The sequence below is a fragment of the Mycolicibacterium arcueilense genome (assembly GCF_058536225.1).
The window spans coordinates 221,876-240,584 of record NZ_JBZTYL010000026.1 but is presented as its reverse complement, the minus strand read 5'-3'; the positions used below and the strand labels follow the sequence as shown (position 1 = coordinate 240,584).

The 18,709-nt window shown below is 67.7% G+C and carries 19 protein-coding genes; 7 read left to right on the top strand and 12 right to left on the bottom strand.

The features are described 5' to 3' along the window. The first annotated feature begins 29 nt into the window (after positions 1-29). From AC4LGL_RS25360 to AC4LGL_RS25345, 4 genes are all read left to right on the top strand, one after another. Positions 30-713 (top strand): MspA family porin, encoded by a 684-nt coding sequence (locus tag AC4LGL_RS25360; protein ID WP_491841161.1) that lies wholly within the window; start codon positions 30-32, stop codon positions 711-713. A 31-nt stretch (positions 714-744) separates the two neighbouring features. Continuing rightward, on the top strand, positions 745-1,485 hold the full coding sequence (locus AC4LGL_RS25355) for a hypothetical protein (RefSeq protein ID WP_491841160.1): 741 nt from the start codon (positions 745-747) through the stop codon (positions 1,483-1,485). A gap of 184 nt (positions 1,486-1,669) precedes the next feature. After that, complete coding sequence (locus tag AC4LGL_RS25350; protein WP_491841159.1) at positions 1,670-1,981, top strand: hypothetical protein; 312 nt, start codon at positions 1,670-1,672, stop codon at positions 1,979-1,981. A 97-nt stretch (positions 1,982-2,078) separates the two neighbouring features. Next, a complete protein-coding gene (locus tag AC4LGL_RS25345; RefSeq protein WP_491841158.1) occupies positions 2,079-2,417 on the top strand; it encodes a hypothetical protein in 339 nt (112 codons plus the stop codon). Positions 2,418-2,445: 28 nt separating this feature from the next. Here AC4LGL_RS25345 and AC4LGL_RS25340 read toward each other — a convergent pair whose 3' ends face one another. Then, positions 2,446-2,844: a hypothetical protein gene (locus tag AC4LGL_RS25340; protein WP_491841157.1), complete on the bottom strand. Its 399-nt coding sequence runs from the start codon at positions 2,842-2,844 to the stop codon at positions 2,446-2,448. Next, complete coding sequence (locus tag AC4LGL_RS25335; RefSeq protein WP_491841156.1) at positions 2,831-3,376, bottom strand: signal peptidase II; 546 nt, start codon at positions 3,374-3,376, stop codon at positions 2,831-2,833. Before AC4LGL_RS25335 ends, AC4LGL_RS25340 begins: the two co-directional genes overlap by 14 nt. A 196-nt stretch (positions 3,377-3,572) precedes the next feature. Here AC4LGL_RS25335 and AC4LGL_RS25330 point away from each other — a divergent pair, with 196 nt between their 5' ends. Further along, positions 3,573-4,325 (top strand): enoyl-CoA hydratase, encoded by a 753-nt coding sequence (locus tag AC4LGL_RS25330; RefSeq protein ID WP_491841155.1) that lies wholly within the window; start codon positions 3,573-3,575, stop codon positions 4,323-4,325. Between the two features lie 16 nt (positions 4,326-4,341). On the opposite strand, the gene AC4LGL_RS25325 is transcribed toward AC4LGL_RS25330, so the two are convergent. The 8 genes from AC4LGL_RS25325 to AC4LGL_RS25290 form a co-directional block, all read right to left on the bottom strand. Then, positions 4,342-5,526 carry a dihydrolipoamide acetyltransferase family protein gene (locus AC4LGL_RS25325; protein ID WP_491841154.1) on the bottom strand — a complete coding sequence of 395 codons (1,185 nt, stop codon included), beginning with the start codon at positions 5,524-5,526 and terminating at the stop codon, positions 4,342-4,344. Then, complete coding sequence (locus AC4LGL_RS25320; protein ID WP_491841395.1) at positions 5,523-6,530, bottom strand: alpha-ketoacid dehydrogenase subunit beta; 1,008 nt, start codon at positions 6,528-6,530, stop codon at positions 5,523-5,525. The genes AC4LGL_RS25325 and AC4LGL_RS25320 overlap by 4 nt, the downstream gene beginning before the upstream one ends. Positions 6,531-6,612: 82 nt before the next feature. Then, a complete protein-coding gene (gene pdhA, locus AC4LGL_RS25315) occupies positions 6,613-7,701 on the bottom strand; it encodes a pyruvate dehydrogenase (acetyl-transferring) E1 component subunit alpha (protein WP_491841153.1) in 1,089 nt (362 codons plus the stop codon). 232 nt (positions 7,702-7,933) lie between these two features. Beyond that, positions 7,934-8,740 carry an HpcH/HpaI aldolase/citrate lyase family protein gene (locus AC4LGL_RS25310; protein WP_491841152.1) on the bottom strand — a complete coding sequence of 269 codons (807 nt, stop codon included), beginning with the start codon at positions 8,738-8,740 and terminating at the stop codon, positions 7,934-7,936. Then, complete coding sequence (locus tag AC4LGL_RS25305) at positions 8,740-9,228, bottom strand: MaoC family dehydratase (RefSeq protein ID WP_491841151.1); 489 nt, start codon at positions 9,226-9,228, stop codon at positions 8,740-8,742. The genes AC4LGL_RS25310 and AC4LGL_RS25305 overlap by 1 nt, the downstream gene beginning before the upstream one ends. After that, positions 9,225-10,427, bottom strand: coding sequence for an acyl-CoA dehydrogenase family protein (locus tag AC4LGL_RS25300; RefSeq protein ID WP_491841150.1), 1,203 nt, complete (start codon positions 10,425-10,427; stop codon positions 9,225-9,227). The genes AC4LGL_RS25305 and AC4LGL_RS25300 overlap by 4 nt, the downstream gene beginning before the upstream one ends. Further along, the gene (locus AC4LGL_RS25295) at positions 10,424-12,433 is read right to left on the bottom strand and encodes an acetyl/propionyl/methylcrotonyl-CoA carboxylase subunit alpha (RefSeq protein ID WP_491841149.1); all 2,010 of its coding nucleotides are present in this window, start codon (positions 12,431-12,433) and stop codon (positions 10,424-10,426) included. Before AC4LGL_RS25295 ends, AC4LGL_RS25300 begins: the two co-directional genes overlap by 4 nt. Positions 12,434-12,435: 2 nt before the next feature. Then, complete coding sequence (locus tag AC4LGL_RS25290; protein WP_491841148.1) at positions 12,436-13,989, bottom strand: carboxyl transferase domain-containing protein; 1,554 nt, start codon at positions 13,987-13,989, stop codon at positions 12,436-12,438. Positions 13,990-14,059: 70 nt separating this feature from the next. Here AC4LGL_RS25290 and AC4LGL_RS25285 point away from each other — a divergent pair, with 70 nt between their 5' ends. Then, positions 14,060-14,653 carry an SACE_7040 family transcriptional regulator gene (locus AC4LGL_RS25285; protein WP_491841147.1) on the top strand — a complete coding sequence of 198 codons (594 nt, stop codon included), beginning with the start codon at positions 14,060-14,062 and terminating at the stop codon, positions 14,651-14,653. On the opposite strand, the gene AC4LGL_RS25280 is transcribed toward AC4LGL_RS25285, so the two are convergent. Further along, positions 14,650-16,527 carry an alpha/beta hydrolase family protein gene (locus tag AC4LGL_RS25280; RefSeq protein WP_491841146.1) on the bottom strand — a complete coding sequence of 626 codons (1,878 nt, stop codon included), beginning with the start codon at positions 16,525-16,527 and terminating at the stop codon, positions 14,650-14,652. The two genes, AC4LGL_RS25285 and AC4LGL_RS25280, sit on opposite strands and share 4 nt — an antisense overlap. 104 nt (positions 16,528-16,631) lie before the next feature. Here AC4LGL_RS25280 and AC4LGL_RS25275 point away from each other — a divergent pair, with 104 nt between their 5' ends. Beyond that, a complete protein-coding gene (locus AC4LGL_RS25275; RefSeq protein ID WP_491841145.1) occupies positions 16,632-17,402 on the top strand; it encodes an MmpS family transport accessory protein in 771 nt (256 codons plus the stop codon). Between the two features lie 7 nt (positions 17,403-17,409). On the opposite strand, the gene AC4LGL_RS25270 is transcribed toward AC4LGL_RS25275, so the two are convergent. Beyond that, on the bottom strand, positions 17,410-18,708 hold the full coding sequence (locus AC4LGL_RS25270; protein WP_491841144.1) for an MFS transporter: 1,299 nt from the start codon (positions 18,706-18,708) through the stop codon (positions 17,410-17,412). Position 18,709: the final 1 nt, after the last annotated feature.

Genomic DNA, 18,709 nt, shown 5'->3' with positions numbered 1-18,709 from the left:
CGACCCCCACGAGAGGCACAAGTTCCCGCATGTTGAATCGTTTCGCCACCCTGGCTGCTGTCTGCATGTTGGCCCCGGTTGCGTTGGCGCCCCTCGCGTCAGCCGACCCGCCACCGCCGCCGCCGGACCCCGCGGCTGTCGACGCCGGCCCACCGCCGGACAACGGCCTGGTCGCATCCGCCGAGCCGGGCGTGGTCACCACACCGGACGGCTGGAAGCTCACGGTCTCGGCCAAAGACGAGAGCCAGCTGCCGATCGCGCCGCTGACCACCGCCGCGTCGTCACGCGAATACCTTGTCGCAGCGACGTTTACCGGCACCGTCACCGGCGGCGGGTCCACCTCGCTCACCGGCGGCACGCTGGACACCGGCTACCAGATCGGCTGCGGTATCGAGCTGGGACAGGTCCGCCTCATCGGATCGATCGGTCTGAGCACGTCGGGCTCGACGCTGGCCGGCATCATCCCGACCGGTGTGAGCATGCCGATGTCGGGCACTATCGAGATCCACGCCAAGCCCGGCACCGTCACCAACGTCTCGGTGAACAAGAAGTCGTTCAAGGCCGCGCCGGTGCGCGTCACGGTGAAGGACGTCCACATCAAGATCGACGGCTGCGTCGGCCAATCATTCCTGCGCTCGTACGCAACCCTGACCAGCTCCACCACCGACACCGACGATGTGGTCGCGTACTACGGCGTCACCAAGGCAGTCTGACGGGCTGGATGTGAGAGCGAAACACGAAGGCATGAGCGAGAACCCGGACGGCACATTCGCGGTCAAGCACGCGATGGCCACCCTCGCCGCAGCCGGGCTGTTCGTGGTCGGCGCGGCGGTTGCCTGCTCGGCAACCGCCGCGGCCGACCCGGCACCGCCGGAGGTTCCAGGTGCGCCTGCAGTCGCCGCCCCGGCCCCGGCCCCTGAACTGGCACCGCCGCCACCACCCGGGCCGCCGGTGCCCATGATGGGCGCACCGCTCGGGCCGAACGGTCTGTCGGTTCTCGGCCAGACGGGCACCGACACGGCGCCAGGCAGGCTCGGCGTCCCCAACGGGGTCGACATGAGTCCTGGCGCGCTACTGGGCCAGTACGAAGCTCCGTCGGCCCCGGGCGGACCGGCGCCGACCAACGCTCCCAACCTCAGGGCGTTCAACAACGGAAACTTCTTCCCGCAGAACGAGAAGCCGGCAGCGCCCGGCCAGGGCACTGTCGTGGGTGTCGCACCGGGCCAGGAGAACGCGGACATCTCCGGGCTCGACTGGATGCGGCAGATGCACACGATGTACCGCAACGGGAACCTGCGTGGTGCAGCGCTGGGTCAGGTGCCCAAAGAACAACTGGGTGAACCACTTCCGGGTACCGCTCCCCCGCCCGGGACCAACATTCCGTCGGGTCTGGGCGAGAATCTGCCGGACCCGGCGGCGCCACCTCCGGCACCGGGAGCACCGCTGCCCCCAGCGGATCCAGTCCCCCCACCGCCTGCTCCGTGAGACATTCGGGCAGCATCCGGTTATCTCCGGATGCTGCCCGATTTCTATTCCCCGGCAAATGTCACCTGCACGATTTTTGATAACTATCTGTTAACTCTCTGTACATCCGGAATACACTGACTGGTAACGGTCGGGGCTGCCGGTGAGAGCGACAGCATGAGATCCGACCGCCGGGAGGATCGAAATGTTGACGATGACTCGATGTTCGAAGGTCGCCGGTCTGGCCGTGCTTATTCCGGCCATTGCGATCGGGGGCGCTCCATTGGCCGCGGCGGACCCGCAGAGCAATGACCAGGCCGACCAGATCATCTCGGCCCTCAGCAACGAGGGCTACAACGTGGCGGTCAACTGGATCGGCGGCAAGAGCACGCTGTCGTTGTCGCTGTGTCGAGTCAATTCGATCCACAACCCCAACCGCGGCTCTCCGGCCCTGCCCAAGTCCGAGGTAACGGTCTACGTGGATGTGCAATGCCCGGACGAGGGCTCGAATTCGTGAACTGCGCGTGAATCGCTCAGCCGAGCAACAACTCCGTCATGCCCTTTCCCGGCGGAATAGACTGACACAAGCCGATCCGACCGCCGGAAGGGCCACCATGCGACGAGTAGTGCGTTGCGCGAAGGTGTTCGCACCCTTCGCAGCACTGTGTGCCGGCATCGTCCTCGCTCCGTCGGCAGTGGCGGACCCGACGACAGGCACTCGATCGGCTGCCGACACGATCAACGACCTGACTGCCAAGGGCTATGACGTCCAGATCAACTGGGTAAGTGGGGTCAGCAGTGAACCGCTCACGCGCTGCCGGGCGACAGCGGTTCACAACCCCGACCGATCTCCGGGTACCGATGCGGCGAATACCACTGTCTACGTAGACGTCTCGTGCCCCAACGGACCCGATGATGACGTGTGGGGCGGTATCGGAATCGGGTTCGGCTGACCTACCGTAGACGCTCCGTCAGCACGAATCAGAACGCTGCCCCGTTGGGCGCCGAGGTGGTGGCGTAGGGATTCGACATGGTCGTCGTCGGCGGCGCGGTTGTGTCGGCCGGGGCTTCCGGCGGTGGCGGTGGCGTAATCGATGTGCCGATGTCCTCGCTGGTGCTCACCGGCGTCCGCGGTGCAGTGCTCGTGGTCGTGGTCACCGCCCGCGACGAAGGCTTCACCGGCGTCACCGGGGTCAGCCGATCAGGTTGAGGGGGCAGCACCGACTGGTGTGACGTCATCAGGACCGCGAACACCAACGCGCCGATGGCCACCACACCACCGATCCCGGCGACGACCATTGCGGCGGGAGTCTCGTGCCATGGCGTTCTCGGCTGGGCCTCGGCCGGATCGACCCGATGATCCAGATCAACTTCCGGCATGCCACTCCGAACTCCGGGCGGCGCCGTTGAACGGAAAACCCGACAGCGACAACGTAATCAGCCAGACCACACCGGCCAGCACGGCCAGATCCGCCACATTGAACACAGGCATCGGGCCGATGGCCAGAAAGTCGACCACGTGCCCTCGCATCGGGCCGGGGGCACGGAAGAACCGGTCGACGAGGTTGCCTGCAGCACCACCCAGGATGATCCCCAGGCCAAGGGCCCACCACCGAGAGCGGACGTTCACACCGATCCAGGCGATGGCCGCAGCCACCGATAGGACAACGATGGTCAGCAGCACGGTCCGGTCCGCGGCCATCGACATGGCCGCACCGGAATTGCGGGTGAGCTCGCAGGACAGCCAGCTGCCCAGCAACGGGACGGGATGGCCGGGTTCGAGCGTGCCGACGGCAAGCGCCTTGGTCCCCAGGTCGAGCAGGAAGATCGCCCCGGCAGCCATGAACAGGAGACGACGACGCGTCGGCTTTGCCGACTGCGCGCCAGAAATACCGGCAATGTCAGCCGTCACCGAATCATTGTCCGCTCACACCGGCCGGACCGCTGGGCAATGAGGCCGACGTTTCGATGAACATTTGTGGTCACCCGCACGGAGGCTAGGCACCGACTGCCACGCGCCGAATGTCACGCCAGAGTGGCGCGCGAGCGCGGGCGCCACTCTGGCGTGACGCTCACCGGGCAATGCGCACGGAGGCTAGGGTGGCTTCGTGCCGGATTCAGTGTTGGTCAGCGTCGACGATCACATCGCAGTCATCACCGTCAACGATCCCGATCGCCGCAATGCGGTGACTTTCGAGATGTCGGCGGCCCTGCGCGCTGCAGTCGAGGGCGCCGAGGCCAACCCCGACGTGCACGCCGTGATCGTCACGGGTGCGGGCAAGGCGTTCTGCGCCGGAGCCGACCTCACCGCGCTCGGCGAGGCCACCGAGGACGGGCTGCGCAAGATCTACGACGGGTTCCTGGCGGTCGCCAACTGCACGCTGCCGACGATCGCCGCGGTCAACGGCGCCGCAGTCGGGGCCGGCCTGAACCTGGCGCTGGCCGCCGACATCCGCATCGCCGGCCCGGGCGCGCTGTTCGATCCACGGTTCCAGAAGCTGGGCATCCACCCCGGCGGCGGCGCCACCTGGATGCTGCAGCGAGGCGTCGGCCCACAGGTGGCCCGAGCGGCACTGTTGTTCGGTATGCGCTTCGACGCCGAATCCGCGGTGCGCCACGGATTGGCGCTGTCGATCGCCGAAGATCCGGTGGGTGCGGCGCGCATGCTCGCCGCGGGTCCCGCCGGTGCTCCGCGCGACGTGGTGATCGCCACGAAGGCCTCGATGCGGGCCACCGCCGATCCGGGCACGGTCGACACCGACCAGCACGGGACCGCCGTTGACATCGAACTCGGTCCGCAGGCACGCTCGATCGAATCTCCCGAGTTCGCAGCGCGTTTGGCTGCCGCCAAGCGGAAGTAGCGGGCTACAACTCTCCCTACAGGTCCAGCACAGCGAGCTCGGGCGCCTCGACCAGGGTGCGCAGGTCGCCCAGGAATGCCGCGGCCTGCGCGCCGTCGACGACGCGGTGGTCGAATACACACGTCAATGACATGGTCGGGCGGGCCGCAACCGCACCGTCAACAACGACCGGGCGCGGTTTGATCGAACCCATGCCCAGAATCGCCGCCTCCGGATAGTTGATCACCGGTACGCCGTCGTCCAGGCCGAGAGCACCGAAGTTCGACACCGTGAACGTCGACCCGCTGAGCTCCGCCGGGCTGAGCGTGCCGGCTCTGGCCCGCTCGACGAGCCTGGCCACCGCACCGGCCAACTGCCGGGTCGTCATCGTCTGCGCGTCACGGACCACGGGAACCAGCAGTCCGCGCGGCGCGGCCACCCCGAAGCCCAGATGCACGGCCGGATGCCGGTGGATCTGAGCACCTTCCGTGGTTTCCAGCCACGTGGAGTTCAGCAGCTGATGCCGCCCCAGCGCCACCACCAGCAGCCGCAGCGTCAGTACGAACGGCGTGACGGGCAGCTCGGCATCGGCAGCCCGGATCCGGTCGCGCAGCTGCAACAACGCGCTGCAATCGACTTCGACACGGGCATGGGCATCAGGAATTTCCTTGTGCGACAGAGACATCCTTCGCGCCATGGCGGCCTGCACGCCAGTGACGTCGAGGTTCTCCGAGCTACCCGCGGCGGCCAGCACATCGTCACGGGTGACGATCCCCTCGGGCCCCGATCCCGGGGCAAGTGCGTCGAGGTCCACATGCAGATCGGCTGCCAGTTTCCGCACCGGTGGTTTGGCACGGGCCCGGTCACCCGTTGCCGGCGCCCGCCTACTGGCATCCATGCTGTCATCGGTGCCGTATCCGACCAGTACCGATTTACGTGGCGTCGCACCATTCTTCGCCGGAGGAGTGGGGGTATCGGCCGGCTCACCGGCATCGATGCGGACCAGCAACGTCCCGACGGTCAAGGTGTCCCCTGCCGCGCCGCCGAGTTCGAGCACCTGCCCGGCGAACGGGCTCGGGATCTCCACCTCGGCCTTGTTGGTCTCGACGGTGCACAGCGTCTGGTTGAGCTCGACCGTGTCGCCCACCGCGACACTCCAGCTGGTGATGGTGGCGTCCTGCAGCCCCTCGCCGAGATCGGGGACCAGGAACTCCCGGTTCACGGCTGTTCCAGCGCACGCTCGACACAGTCGAGCAACCGGTCGACGCCGGGCAGCCACGCCTTCTCCAGCCGGGCCGGCGGATACGGTGTGTCAAAACCCGTGGCGCGCAACACCGGTGCCTCAAGGTCGTAAAAACACTCCTCGGAGATCCGGGCAGCAAGTTCGGCACCGAAGCCCAGGGTCCGAGGGCCTTCGTGCATCACCACCGCACGACCGGTGCGCTGCACCGCGGCCGCGACCGTGTCGAAGTCGAGCGGGTTGAGTGAGCGCAGATCCACCACCTCCAGGCTCCAGCCGCGGTCGGCGGCCAGCTCGGCGGCGTTGAGCGCGGTGCCCACCAGCCCGCCGTAGGTGATGACCGTTACGTCGGTTCCGTTGCGCCGCACGGCGGCCCGGCCGATCGGCGGCGCCGGTGCGCTGGTGTCGACGAGTTCGCGGGCCCAGTAGCGCCGCTTGGGCTCCAGGAAGATCACCGGGTCGGGGCTGCTGATCGCATACCGCAGCAGCCAGTAGGCATCCGACGGGGTCGACGGTACGACGACCTTGAGACCGGCGGTGTGCAGCCAGTACGACTCGGTGGACTCCGAGTGATGCTCGACCGCGCCGATACCGCCGAACGACGGAATCCGCACCGTCACCGGCATCTTCACGTCACCGTGGGTGCGCATGTGGTATTTCGCCAGGTGGCTGGCGATCTGGTCGAAGGCCGGATAGCTGAATCCGTCGAACTGCATCTCCGGAACCGGGATGAAACCGCGGATCGCCAGGCCGATGGAGATACCGATGATCGCCGACTCGGCCAGCGGAGTGTCGAAGCACCGCTCGGCACCGAAGGTTTCGGCCAGCCCCTCGGTGACTCGGAAGACGCCGCCGAGGGTCGCGACGTCCTCGCCGAACACGAGGACATGTTCATCGACGGCCATGGAATCACGCAGCGCCCGGTTGATGGCCGCGACCATCGTCAGCTCGGTCGGCACCGGCATGACATCCGGCGGCGGAGGCATCTTGAGCAGAGTCAGCTCCGGCTCCCACGGGTCCGGCGAATCACCCTGAGCGGCAGGACGATCGATGATCTGGGTCATGGTCTCACGCCTCCTTCGCCAGTTCGGCCGACAGTTGATCGCGTTGACGTGCCAGATCCGGGGTGATCTCGGCATACACGTTGTCGAACAGCTCGGCCGGATCGGCATCCGCGGCTCCGACGATCGTGTCGCGCAACTCTGCGCGCAGCCGGAGTGACCGCGACGCGACGCGTTGCTCCAGACGGTCGTCGAGCACACCGGTGGTCTGGAGGTAGGTGCGGTAGCGCGCGATCGGATCACGGGCCAGCCAGTCATCGAGCTCGGTGGCCGACCGGTAGCGGGTGGGATCGTCGGAGGTGGTGTGCGGGCCCATCCGGTAGGTGACGGCCTCGATGAGCGTGGGACCGCCGCCCTGCCGGGCTCGTTCGGCCGCCTCTGCCATCACCGCATAGCAGGCCAGTACGTCGTTACCGTCGACGCGGACACCCGGCATGCCATAGCCGGTGGCCCGATGTGCGATCGACGGCCCGGCCTGTTGCCTGCTGACCGGCACGGAGATCGCCCACTGGTTGTTCTGCACGAAGAAGACGCACGGCGCCTTGAACACCGAAGCGAAGTTGAGCGCTTCGTGCGCGTCACCCTCACTCGTCGCGCCGTCGCCGAGAAATGCGACGGTCACCGAATCCTCGCCGAGACGTTGGGCAGCCATCGCCGCGCCGACGGCGTGAAGTCCGTGCGTGCCGATCGGAATCGCGATCGGGGCGACGCAGCGGCTGGTGAACTCCGTGCCCCCGTGCCACTTGCCCCGCCACACCGCACCCATCTGGCCGGGCGTGATGCCGCGCAGCAAGAACGCGCCGATCTCCCGGTACTGCGGGAACAGCCAGTCCGTCTTGCGCAGACAGGCCGTGGCCCCGATCTGTGCGGCCTCCTGACCACGACACGACGCGTACAGCGCCAGCTCACCCTGCCGTTGCAGGTTGATGAATTCCGTGTCCAGATCGCGGGTGACCACCATGGACTCGTAGAGCCAGGCCAGGGTCTCGTGGGGCAGATCGCGGCTGAAGCGGGTCTCGCCGGTGGGTGACCCGTCCGCGTCCACCAGACGTACCGGATCCAGATCGACACCCGGTGCCGCATACATCCCAGCCATACCGCCTCCTTCTCAGGTGACGGCATGTCGCGCCGCCAGTCCGTGAGGTGCTCAGAGCAGCGGCGGTACGTGCAAAACCCCTGGTGAGAGGCTTCCGGCTAATGCCTGGGTGTGGCGCTAGTCAGACGATCCGCTCGGCCCGTCGCAGCACTGGGGCATATCGCCATTATGCGCCCGAACCGAGTTCGGCCGGGTCCATCGCCGGTAACGATTGGAGGCGTGTCGGCCCAAATCAGGGCGCCAGAGCGACGATCCGCTCGGCCCGGCGCAGCACCGGGGCGTCGACCATCAGACCGTCGTGCTGGAAGACGCCACGTTCGGTAGCCACCCGGTCGAGCACTGCCCGTGCCCAGCTGATCTGCTCATCGGTCGGCGCATAGGCCGAGCGGATGACGGCGACCTGCGTGGGGTGGATCGCCACCTTGGCGTCGAATCCGACCGCTACCGCGTCATCGGACTCGGCCCGCAGGCCATCGAGATCCTTGATGTCGAGGTACACCGAATCCAGCGCCAGCTTCCCGTAGGCCTTGGCCGCCAGCAGGGTCTGCGACCGCACGTGCTGGGCGACGTCGCGGTAGGTGCCGTCAGGCCGGCGGTTGGCGGTGCCGCCGGTGACCGCGAACAGATCCTCGGCTCCCCACATCACCGCGAAGGCGTTGTCGGGCTGCACCAACTCGACGACGTTCAGCGCGGCCAGCGGGGTCTCGATCAACACCACGACATCCAGCGGGGCCAGCGCGCGCACCTGATCGGCATGCTCGGTCTTGGCCAGCATCACGGTGGTGTAATCGGTTGCGGCGACTGCCTTCAGGTCCAGCTCGTGATCGGCGCTGTCGGTCGGGTTGACCCGCACCACGGTGCGGGCCGGATCCAGCCGCGTGTCGATCAAGGCCTGGCGAGCGGCGGGGCGGTCCTTGGCCGCACACCCGTCCTCGAGGTCGAGGATCACCACATCAGCTGCCGCCGCGGCCTTTTCGAACCGTTCCGGCCGGTCGGCCGGGCAGAACAGCCAGCCGGGTCCGTTGTTGCCCAGTGTCATCAGGAATCCCCCTCCGGGCGCATCCGCATCAGGGCCTTGCGGGTAGCCGTGGCCACGATGTCACCGTGCTGGTTGCGTCCGGTGTGCACGAACGTGACGATACCCTCGCCGGGACGGCTCTTGGATGCCCGCTTCTCGGTGACGACGGTCTCGGCGTAGAGCGTATCGCCATGAAACATCGGCTTGGGGAAGGCGATTTCGGAGAACCCGAGGTTGCCGACGGTGGTGCCCTGCGTGAGCTGGGAGACAGAGAGCCCGACCAGGGTGGCCAGCGTGAACATCGAGTTCACCAGCCGCTGGTTGAACGGCGGCTGCTGCTCGGACCAGGAAGCATCGAGGTGTAGCGCCTGGGTGTTCATGGTCACCGCGGTGAACAGTGTGTTGTCGGCCTCGGTGATGGTGCGCCCGGGCCGGTGCAGGTAGCGCACCCCGGTCTCGAACTCCTCGAACCACAGCCCACGCTGTTCGATCACTCGCTCCTCGGTCACAGACCCGCCTCCCGCGCGATCAGCATCAGCTGCACTTCGGTTGTCCCCTCACCGATTTCGAGAATCTTGCTGTCCCGGTAGTGACGCGCCACCGGGTATTCGTTCATGAAACCGTAGCCGCCGAAGATCTGGGTGGCGTCGCGGGCGTTGTCCATCGCCGCCTCGCTGGAGACCAGCTTGGCCACCGACGCCGCCTTCTTGAACGGCTTGCCGGACAGCATCAACGCCGCGGCGTCGTAGTAGGCGGCGCGGGCGGTGTGAGCCCGGGCCTCCATCCGGGCGATCTTGAAGGCGATGGCCTGGTAGGTACCGATGGCCGCACCGAAGGCCTGACGCTCCTTGGCGTACTTGACGCACTCGTCCACGCAGCCCTGCGCGACACCGACGGACAGCGCCGCGATGGCGATGCGGCCCTCGTCGAGGATGCGCAGGAAGTTGGCGTAGCCGCGGCCGCGTTCGCCGAGCAGGTTTTCGGCGGGCACACGGACGTCGTCGAAGCTGAGCGGGTGGGTGTCCGAGGCGTTCCAGCCGACCTTGTTGTAGGCCGGTTCGGCGGTGAACCCTTCGATCGGCACGGGGACCAAGATCGAGGAGATCTCCTTCTTGCTCTGCCGATTCCCCGAGTCGCTTCGCTCCTGCCCGCCGGATCCTCCCGCTTCGCCGGTAACCGCCGTGACCGTGACCAGCTTGGTGATGTCGGTGCCGGAGTTGGTGATGAACTGCTTGGAACCGTTGATCACCCAGTGGCCATCGTCCATTTTCGCGGTGGTCTTGGTGGCACCCGCGTCGCTGCCGCCCCCGGCCTCGGTCAGACCGAACGCACCCAGTGCCTTACCGCTGGCCAGCAGCGGCAGCCACTCTTCCTTCTGCGCGTCATTACCGAAGCGGTACACCGGCATGGCACCCAGTGAGACTCCGGCCTCGAGCGTGATGGCCACGCTCTGGTCCACCTTGCCGAGTTCCTCCAGGGCCAGGCAGAGCGCGAAGTAGTCGCCGCCCATGCCGCCGTACTCCTCGGGGAACGGCAGCCCGAACAGCCCCATGTCGGCCATACCGGCCACGACCTCATACGGGAACGAGTGTTCCTCATCGTGTTTCGCGGCCACCGGGGCGACGACGCTCTGGGCGAAGTCGCGGACGGTGTTGGCCAGTTCCGCGTAATGGTCCGGCAGCGTGCCGGTGGACAGAAAGTCCGTCATTGCTCGTTCTCCTGTGTTGCAGCGGTAATCCGGGCCAGCGGCTGGCCCACCTTGACCTGGTCGCCGACGGCGACAAGTAGCTCGGCCACACCATCGGTGGGTGCCGTCAGGGCATGCTCCATCTTCATCGCCTCCACGGTGACGACCATGGTTCCGGCGGACACCTCGGTGCCGCTCGCAACGCCCACGGCGACAACCGATCCCGGCATGGGACTGACGAGTTCGGCGTCACCGCTGTGCTCGTCATCGGGGCGCACCGGCGCCTCGCGGACCTCCTCGACGAGGTAACTGCGTCCGGCGCCGGAGAGCCACAGCTGACCTACCCCCCCGCTCAGTTGCGCGGCGACCAGGTACTCGGCCCGCATGCCGTCGAGGGTGAGGGTGAACTGATCTCCGACGAATGCTGCACTGACGGTGTGGGTTTCACCGTGCTCGACGGTGGCGGTGGCCTGACCGGGAGTGCCGGTGAGGTGCACGTGGTCGGTGCGGTCGCCGGCCCTCAGCCGGAATGCCGCCGGGGCACGCTCCCCCACCCGCCAGCCGGTCGGCCGTGCCCACAGATCGTCGCCGGCCTCGGTCCAGTTGCTGATCCACTGGTAGGCCGCCGCGGCGATCAACTCGGCGTCGCCGAGTACCTGAGGCGCGAAATCCGGTGCCCGACGGTCCAACAGGCCGGTGTCCAGCCGGCCGGCGGCCACATCGGGATCGGCCAGCAGGAAGCGCAGGAACTCGGTGTTGGTGGTCAGGCCCAGTACCGCGGTATCGGCCAGCGCCCGGTCCAGCTTGTGCAGCGCCGCGGCCCGGTCGGCGCCGTAGGCGATGACCTTCGAGAGCATCGGGTCGTAATCGCTGCCGACGACGGTGCCCGCGGCCAGGCCGGAATCCACCCGCACACCGGGTCCGGTCGGCTCGCGCAATCCCAGTACCGGCCCACCGGTGGGAAGGAAGCCGTTCGCGGGGTCCTCGGCGTACACCCGGGCCTCGATGGCATGTCCGGTCATGACGATGTCGTCCTGGCCGAGCACGAGCTTCTCCCCCGCGGCAATGCGCACCTGCTGCTCCACCAGGTCCACACCGGTCACCATTTCGGTGACCGGGTGTTCCACCTGAAGCCGGGTGTTCATCTCCATGAAGAAGAACTCGTCGGGTGCATCCGCGGACACGATGAACTCCACCGTGCCGGCGCCCGTGTAGTCGACGCTACGCGCGGTGTCGCAGGCGGCGGCCCCGATACGAGCCCGGGTGGCCGGATCCAGCAGGGGTGACGGCGCTTCCTCGATGACCTTCTGGTGGCGGCGCTGCAGGCTGCATTCGCGCTCACCGAGGTGGATCACGTTGCCGTGGCCGTCGGCGAGCACCTGCACCTCGATATGGCGGGGCCGCAACACGAATCGTTCCAGAAACAGGGTGTCGTCACCGAACGCGGCCGCGGCCTCGCGACGGGCGCTGATCAGCGCAGCAGGCAGGTCGGAAGCCTGTTCGACCACACGCATGCCCTTGCCGCCACCGCCTGCCGACGGCTTCACCAGAACGGGGAACCCGACCTCGGGTGCGCCCGCGATCAGCTCGTCATCGGTCAGGCCCGGACGCGAGATGCCGGGTACGACGGGGACGCCGAACGCAGACACCGCGGCCTTGGCCGCGATCTTGTCGCCCATGGTGGCGATCGCCGAAGCGGGCGGGCCGATGAACACGATGCCCGCGGCCTGCAGTGCGGCGGCGAACTCGGCGTTCTCGGAAAGGAATCCGTAGCCGGGGTGCACCGCCTGTGCACCGGTGCGCTGCGCAGCCGAAACCACCGCGTCGATGTCGAGGTAGCTCTGCCGGGCCGCAGCCGGTCCGATACGGACGGCCACGTCGGCCTCTGCAACATGTCGGGCTCCGGCGTCGGCGTCGCTGAACACCGCCACCGATCGGACGCCCATGGCCCGCAGGGTGCGGATGACCCGCACCGCGATCTCGCCACGGTTGGCGACGAGGACTGTATCGAACAGAGAGAGGCTCATCATCACATCCGGAATACGCCGTAGGAGACCGGCTCCAGCGGAGCCTGGCCGACAACCGAAAGAGCAAGTCCGAGCACAGTTCTGGTGTCGGCCGGGTCGATCACCCCGTCGTCCCAGATCCGGGCCGTCGAGTAGTACGGGTTGCCCTGGTGCTCGTACTGGGCGCGGATCGGCGCCTTGAACTGCTCTTCTTCCTCGGCGCTCATGTCGCCGCGCACCGTGGCCAGCACCGAAGCGGCCTGCTCGCCGCCCATCACCGAGATGCGGGCATTGGGCCACATCCACAGGAACCGTGGCGAATAGGCACGCCCGCACATCGAGTAGTTGCCGGCCCCGTAGGAGCCGCCGATCACCACGGTCAGCTTCGGCACCCGGGCACAGGCCACCGCGGTGACCATCTTGGCGCCGTGCTTGGCGATACCCGAGGCCTCGTAGTCGCGGCCGACCATGAACCCGGCGATGTTCTGCAGGAACAGCAGCGGTGTCTTGCGCTTGTCACACAGCTCGATGAAATGCGCTCCCTTGAGCGCGGACTCGCCGAACAGCACACCGTTGTTGGCGACGATGCCGACCGGGTGGCCGTGGATGTGGGCGAACCCGGTGACCAGCGTGGTGCCGTACTCGGCCTTGAACTCGCTGAACTCGCCACCGTCGACGATCCGGGTGATCACCTCGTGCACGTCATACGGCACGCGGGAGTCGACCGGGACCACGTCGTAGAGCTCGGTCTGGTCGGCGACGGCGTCCACGGTGGGCGTCACGGCCCACGGCGGGGCCTCGGCCGGCCCCAGGGTGGCGACGATGTTGCGCACGATCCGCAGCGCGTCCCGGTCGTCGTGAGCCAGGTGGTCGGTGACACCGGAGGTCTTGGAATGCAGGTCCCCGCCGCCGAGGTCCTCGGCGGTGACGACCTCACCGGTGGCGGCCTTCACCAGCGGCGGACCTCCCAGAAAGATCGTGCCCTGGTTACGCACGATGACGGCCTCATCGCTCATCGCAGGCACGTAGGCGCCACCCGCGGTGCACGAGCCGAGCACCGCGGCGATCTGCGCGATGCCCTGCGCGCTCATCGTGGCCTGGTTGTAGAAGATCCGGCCGAAGTGCTCTCGGTCGGGGAACACCTCATCTTGACGCGGCAGGAAGGCACCGCCGGAGTCGACGAGATAGATGCACGGCAGTTTGTTCTGCAGCGCGATCTCCTGCGCACGCAGGTGCTTCTTGACCGTGACCGGGTAGTACGTGCCGCCCTTGACGGTCGCGTCGTTGGCCACGATCAGGCATTCCCGGCCCGACACCCGGCCGATGCCCGCGATCATCCCGGCACCGGGACATTCGTCGTCGTACATCCCGTCGGCAGCCAGTGCGGCGATTTCCAGGAACGGGCTGCCCGGGTCCAGCAGCCCGTCAACCCGGTCGCGGGGCAGCAATTTGCCCCGGTCGACGTGGCGTTGACGGGCTCGCTCGGGGCCGCCGAGGGCGGCGGTGGCGAGCTTGGCGCGCAACTGCCCAACCAGCGCCTGATGCTCGTCGCGGTGCGATGACAAGGCAGCTCCCATTTCGGTTAATGACAACTAACTCGTGTTAGGTTAGTTTTCATTAACTGAGTTGTCTACCCCCGGAGGCGCCATGTCCGACAGCGCCGTCACCCGTCGCAGCAAGGCCAAGTCCGACCGCCGCAGCCAACTGATCGCTGCCGCCGAACGGCTTGTGGCCGAACGCGGTTACCTCGCGGTACGCCTGGAGGACATCTGCTCTGCGGTCGGCATCTCCGGGCCGGCCATCTACCGGCACTTCCCCAACAAAGAGGCCCTGCTGGTCGAACTGCTGGTCGGGATCAGTACCCGCCTGCTCGCGGGAGCGCAGGAGGTCACCGCCCGCAGCGCCCCGCCCGCAGACACCCTGAACGGCCTCGTGGATTTCCATCTCGACTTCGTCTTCGGTGAGCCCGACCTGATCCGCATCCAGGACCGCGACCTGGCCCATCTCCCCGACGCCGCCAAGCGTCAGGTGCGGCGGTCCCAGCGACAGTACGTCGAGATCTGGGTGGCGGTCCTGACCCAGGTGAACCCGGATCTGGCCGAGGACGACGCCCGCGTCATGGCTCACGCCGCGTTCGGCCTGCTGAACTCCACCCCCTACAGCGTGAGACCCGCTGTCCCCAAGACACATTCACGTGCGGTACTGCGCCGGATGACGCTGGCCGCACTCACCGCCGACTAGACACCGAACGCCTTGGACAGCCAGCGGGTCGCCACATCGACCAGCACGGCGCGGTTCTCCCGCTTGACGATCTCGTGGCCGTCGTCGTCGAAGATCAGCAGTTCTGCGGTGCGCCCGAGTGCCATCAGTGCCTCGTACATCTGACGGGATTCATCGGGCGGCACGTTCGTGTCGTTGCCGCCGTGCACCAGCAGCAGCGGGGCGATCATGGCATCCGCCCTCGGCAGCGGCGAAAGCCGTTCCAGCAGATCACGATCCGCCACCGGATGGCCGTATTCGGGGTAGGACGCCGCGGCGATCCACTGCTCGGTGGTGTGATAGAAGCTGTTCAGGTCGCTCATCCCGCAGATGCTGATGCCGGCGACGAACAGTTCCGGGTGGAAAGCCAACGCCGCCTGGGTCAGATAGCCGCCGTACGACCAGCCGGTACAGGCCAGCCGATCGGCCGGCGCGACACCCTGGTCCACCAGATACTGCGCGCAATCGGCGACATCGTCGATCGCGGCGAACCGCAGCTCCTTGTCATCGGCGTGCACGAAAGCCCGGCCGAACCCGCCCGAGCCGCGCACGTTCGGCGTCAGCACCGCAAAACCCGCCTCCAGCAGCGCCGGGAAGATCTCGTTGTATTCCGGCCGCGCCTGCCCCTCGGGGCCACCGTGCAGGAACATCACCGCACCCACCGTCTCGCCCTGCGGCCGGTACAACCACCCGGTGAGCTCCAGCCCGTCGCGTGCGGTGATCCGCTCCAAGGTCGGCGCCGCGGTCAGGGGCCCGCTGCTGGGCTCCCGGTCGATCCGCTCCCATTCCAGCGAACGCGGGTCGACGAGTTCGACGGTGCGCGGCAACGACGGCCCCTGCACGGTCACCGCCACCATGGACCCGCCCGCACTGATGCTCAGCTCACCGGCGACCGGGCCGGGCATGGGAATCGGTGCCGACAGCGATTCGTCGGCATATTCCAGGATCTGCAGCTCGCTGCGGCCGTCGATGTTCCACAACAACGCGACGGTGGACAGATCGTCACTGACCACGAACTCGTCGAGCTCGTAGCCGGCCCGCTCGGCGACGACGTGATACGTCACACCCTCGGCGGTCACCGTCACCTCCAGCAGACGGGCGTGCGCGGCGCCGTTGTCACTGCGGATCAGGGCCCGCACAAAGCCTTCGGTGCTGCCCGGCTCATAGGTGCTGGCCGGGTAGTACAGGGTGGTCTCACCGTCGAAGCCGCTGCGGAGCCTTCGCGGGGTGTGATCGTCGAGGATCACACCGAAATCGGTGACCGACCCGGGATCCGATGGCAGCAGCGCGATCTCGGTCAGGCCCCACAACATGATGAGCTCCTGGTACCCGCGCGGCCCGACCCGCACCAGCGAGGCGCCCGCCCACGCGTCGACCAGCCGGCCGCCCGACCGTCGGTCGAGTATGAGGGTGCCACCGGTGGCCGGATCGATCAGGCACGAGCTGCCGACGCCATCCTCTCCGGTGAGGATCGCCGCGACCTGGGTGCCGTCCCAACTGATCAGTTCGGCGGTGCCCTCCGCGTCGGGCGGCCAGTAGTCGATCCGGCGCGCGTCACGGTCGTCGGGATCGGTCGTCACCACCCAGATCTGGCTGCGGGTCCCACCTTCGGGTGCCACCTGGCACGCCAGCCAGTGGCCGTCGGCGGAATGGATGACCTTCGTCACGGGCCCGACCACGGGCAGCTCGACGTCGCGCGAGGAACTGGCCCGCCACCCGCGCAGGAAGCGCTGCACCGCCCGCGGATAGCCGCCATCGTCGACCAAGTGGGCAAATGCCGTCGCATCCGGTGACAACGACGCGCCGTAGTTCACCCGCACATGCCGATCTGCGGCCACCTCGCGTCCTCCCGTCATTTGCGCAGTCCACTCCAGCATCTCTCATCACCACGCGATCCCTGGGACCTCGGCCGCAGCGGACTGAGCATCCGCACAGGTACCCTCGCAGCCATGAGGTGGGCATGACCGATTCACCACGCCGCGACGGGTCCGAGCCGACCCAATCGTTCGGTAGCGGCTACCCCGTGGACTATCCAGATCCGGCGTACTCGAACCAGCCGCCGTATCAGGGCGCGTACCCGGCTGTGCCCGGTCCGGCGCCGCAGGCTGCCCCGAATCCCACCCAACAGCTACCGCCCTACTCTCCCTATGGGCATGACGCGGGCGCAACCGGCCAGCCGCCGGGCGCTCCCACTCCGCCGCCGGGAACACCGCCGGAGCCCGACGGCCCCGAGCCCCGGCTCTGGTTGTGGATCCTGGCTGCCGTGGCGGTCCTGGTCGCGCTGGGCCTCGTCGTCGCACTGGTGATCGCCAACGGCTCCAGCCAGGAGACCGTGGTCGCGCCGCAACCGATCACCCCGCAGCCCAGCTTCAGCACGTCACCGAAGACACCCACCACGACCTCGCGGGCGCCCCGCCCGGTCCCGGCGCCCACCACGGCCCCACCCACGGAGACCACGCCCGGGCCCACCGAGACGGTCACCTACGAGGTCGCCGGTGAGGGCCGGGCCATCAACATCACCTACCTGGACACCGGCAACGTGCTGCAAACGGAGTTCAACGTCATGCTGCCCTGGAGCAAGCAGGTCGAACTGGCTCAACCGGCGACCGAGACCGCCAGCGTGAGCGTCGTGAACTTCGGCCCCGAGGTGGCGTGCACCGTGACCGTCAACGGCGTGCAGACCCAACATCGGACCGGCTCGGGAATCACCATCTGCGTCGGTACGGCCTGAGCCCGGCTCAGTGCGCCGGCACGGCGGGGCTGGGCTGCCGTGCCGGCACCCGCACGGCCAACATGCCCGCCAGTCCCAGCGCCAGCACCAGCACCAGTCCGCCCATCCCGGCCCGGTCGGCGCCGAACACATTGATGAAAATGGAGAACAGCAACGGCGCCAGGGGGGACGCTGCGCGTCCGACGGTGGTGTAGAGCCCGAACGCGACGCCCTCCTTGCCGTCCGCGGTGATCCGCAGCATCAAGGTGCGGGCCGAGGCCAGCGTCGGCCCGATGAACAGACACAGCAACAGGCCGCACACCCAGAAGGCCACCGGTCCTGACAGCACCAGCAAGGCCAGCCCCACCGCGATCAGGAAGACCAACGATCCGACGATGACGGACTTGGAACCGATCCGGTCATCGAGCTGCCCACCGATGACGGCCCCGAGCGCGGCGATCACACAGGCACTGATCCCGAACAACAGCACGTCTGCCTCGGAGATGCCGTAGACGCTGACCCCCAGCACCGCGCCGAAGGTGAACACCCCGGCCAGCCCATCGCGGAACACCGCGCTGGCCAGCAGGTAGTAGACGACGTTGTGGTCGCGTTGCCACTCGCCGCGGATCTCGGACCACAACTTGCGGTAGGCGCCGAAGAAGCCGACCCGCTCAACAGGGGGCGCATCTTTCACCGGCGGCACCATCACGAACAACGGCAGCGCGAACAACGCAAACCAGACCGCGGTGAGCAGCATCACCGCTCGCACGTTCTGTCCGTCTTCGGTCTGGATGCCCAGCATCCCCCCGTCACCGGCCATGAATCCGACGTAGGCCAGCAGCAACAGCACGACGCTGCCCCCGTAGCCCATCGCCAGGCCGAGCCCGGAGATCCGCCCTGACGTCTCCGGGGTGGACAGCTGTCGCAGCATGGCGTTGTAGGGCACGGTGGCCAGCTCGTTGCAGGCCGCGGTGCAGGCCAACAGGATCAACCCCGGCAGAAGGTAACGGTGGTCGTCGCGGATCAGGCTCATCGCCGCGGTGAACGCCACGGCGGCACCCGTCATCACCGCCAGTACCCGACGCCGCCGCTGCGGCGCGTCGACCCAGATCCCGACGGCGGGCGCCAGCAGAGCCACCGCGAGACCGACGGCGAACATGGCCCAGCCCAGCCAACTGGCCGGCGAGGTGTCGCCGGGCAAGTCCGATCCGACGCCTTTCGTCAGATACACCGAGAACACAAACGTGATGACGATGGCGTTCAGCCCAGTCGCGCCGCAGTCCCACAGTGCCCACGCGAGCACCCTCGCCCGCCGGGGGTTAGTCATG

Coding starts and splice junctions, on each gene's coding strand:
- AC4LGL_RS25360 (WP_491841161.1), top strand. CDS start 30: ATGTTGAATCGTTTCGCCACCCTGGCTGCTGTCTGCATGTTGGCCCCG.
- AC4LGL_RS25355 (WP_491841160.1), top strand. CDS start 745: ATGAGCGAGAACCCGGACGGCACATTCGCGGTCAAGCACGCGATGGCC.
- AC4LGL_RS25350 (WP_491841159.1), top strand. CDS start 1,670: ATGTTGACGATGACTCGATGTTCGAAGGTCGCCGGTCTGGCCGTGCTT.
- AC4LGL_RS25345 (WP_491841158.1), top strand. CDS start 2,079: ATGCGACGAGTAGTGCGTTGCGCGAAGGTGTTCGCACCCTTCGCAGCA.
- AC4LGL_RS25340 (WP_491841157.1), bottom strand. CDS start 2,844: ATGCCGGAAGTTGATCTGGATCATCGGGTCGATCCGGCCGAGGCCCAG.
- AC4LGL_RS25320 (WP_491841395.1), bottom strand. CDS start 6,530: ATGCCTCCGCCGCCGGATGTCATGCCGGTGCCGACCGAGCTGACGATG.
- pdhA (WP_491841153.1), bottom strand. CDS start 7,701: ATGGCTGGGATGTATGCGGCACCGGGTGTCGATCTGGATCCGGTACGT.
- AC4LGL_RS25310 (WP_491841152.1), bottom strand. CDS start 8,740: ATGACACTGGGCAACAACGGACCCGGCTGGCTGTTCTGCCCGGCCGAC.
- AC4LGL_RS25300 (WP_491841150.1), bottom strand. CDS start 10,427: ATGACGGACTTTCTGTCCACCGGCACGCTGCCGGACCATTACGCGGAA.
- AC4LGL_RS25295 (WP_491841149.1), bottom strand. CDS start 12,433: ATGAGCCTCTCTCTGTTCGATACAGTCCTCGTCGCCAACCGTGGCGAG.
- AC4LGL_RS25290 (WP_491841148.1), bottom strand. CDS start 13,989: ATGGGAGCTGCCTTGTCATCGCACCGCGACGAGCATCAGGCGCTGGTT.
- AC4LGL_RS25285 (WP_491841147.1), top strand. CDS start 14,060: ATGTCCGACAGCGCCGTCACCCGTCGCAGCAAGGCCAAGTCCGACCGC.
- AC4LGL_RS25280 (WP_491841146.1), bottom strand. CDS start 16,527: ATGACGGGAGGACGCGAGGTGGCCGCAGATCGGCATGTGCGGGTGAAC.
- AC4LGL_RS25275 (WP_491841145.1), top strand. CDS start 16,632: ATGACCGATTCACCACGCCGCGACGGGTCCGAGCCGACCCAATCGTTC.
- AC4LGL_RS25270 (WP_491841144.1), bottom strand. CDS start 18,708: ATGACTAACCCCCGGCGGGCGAGGGTGCTCGCGTGGGCACTGTGGGAC.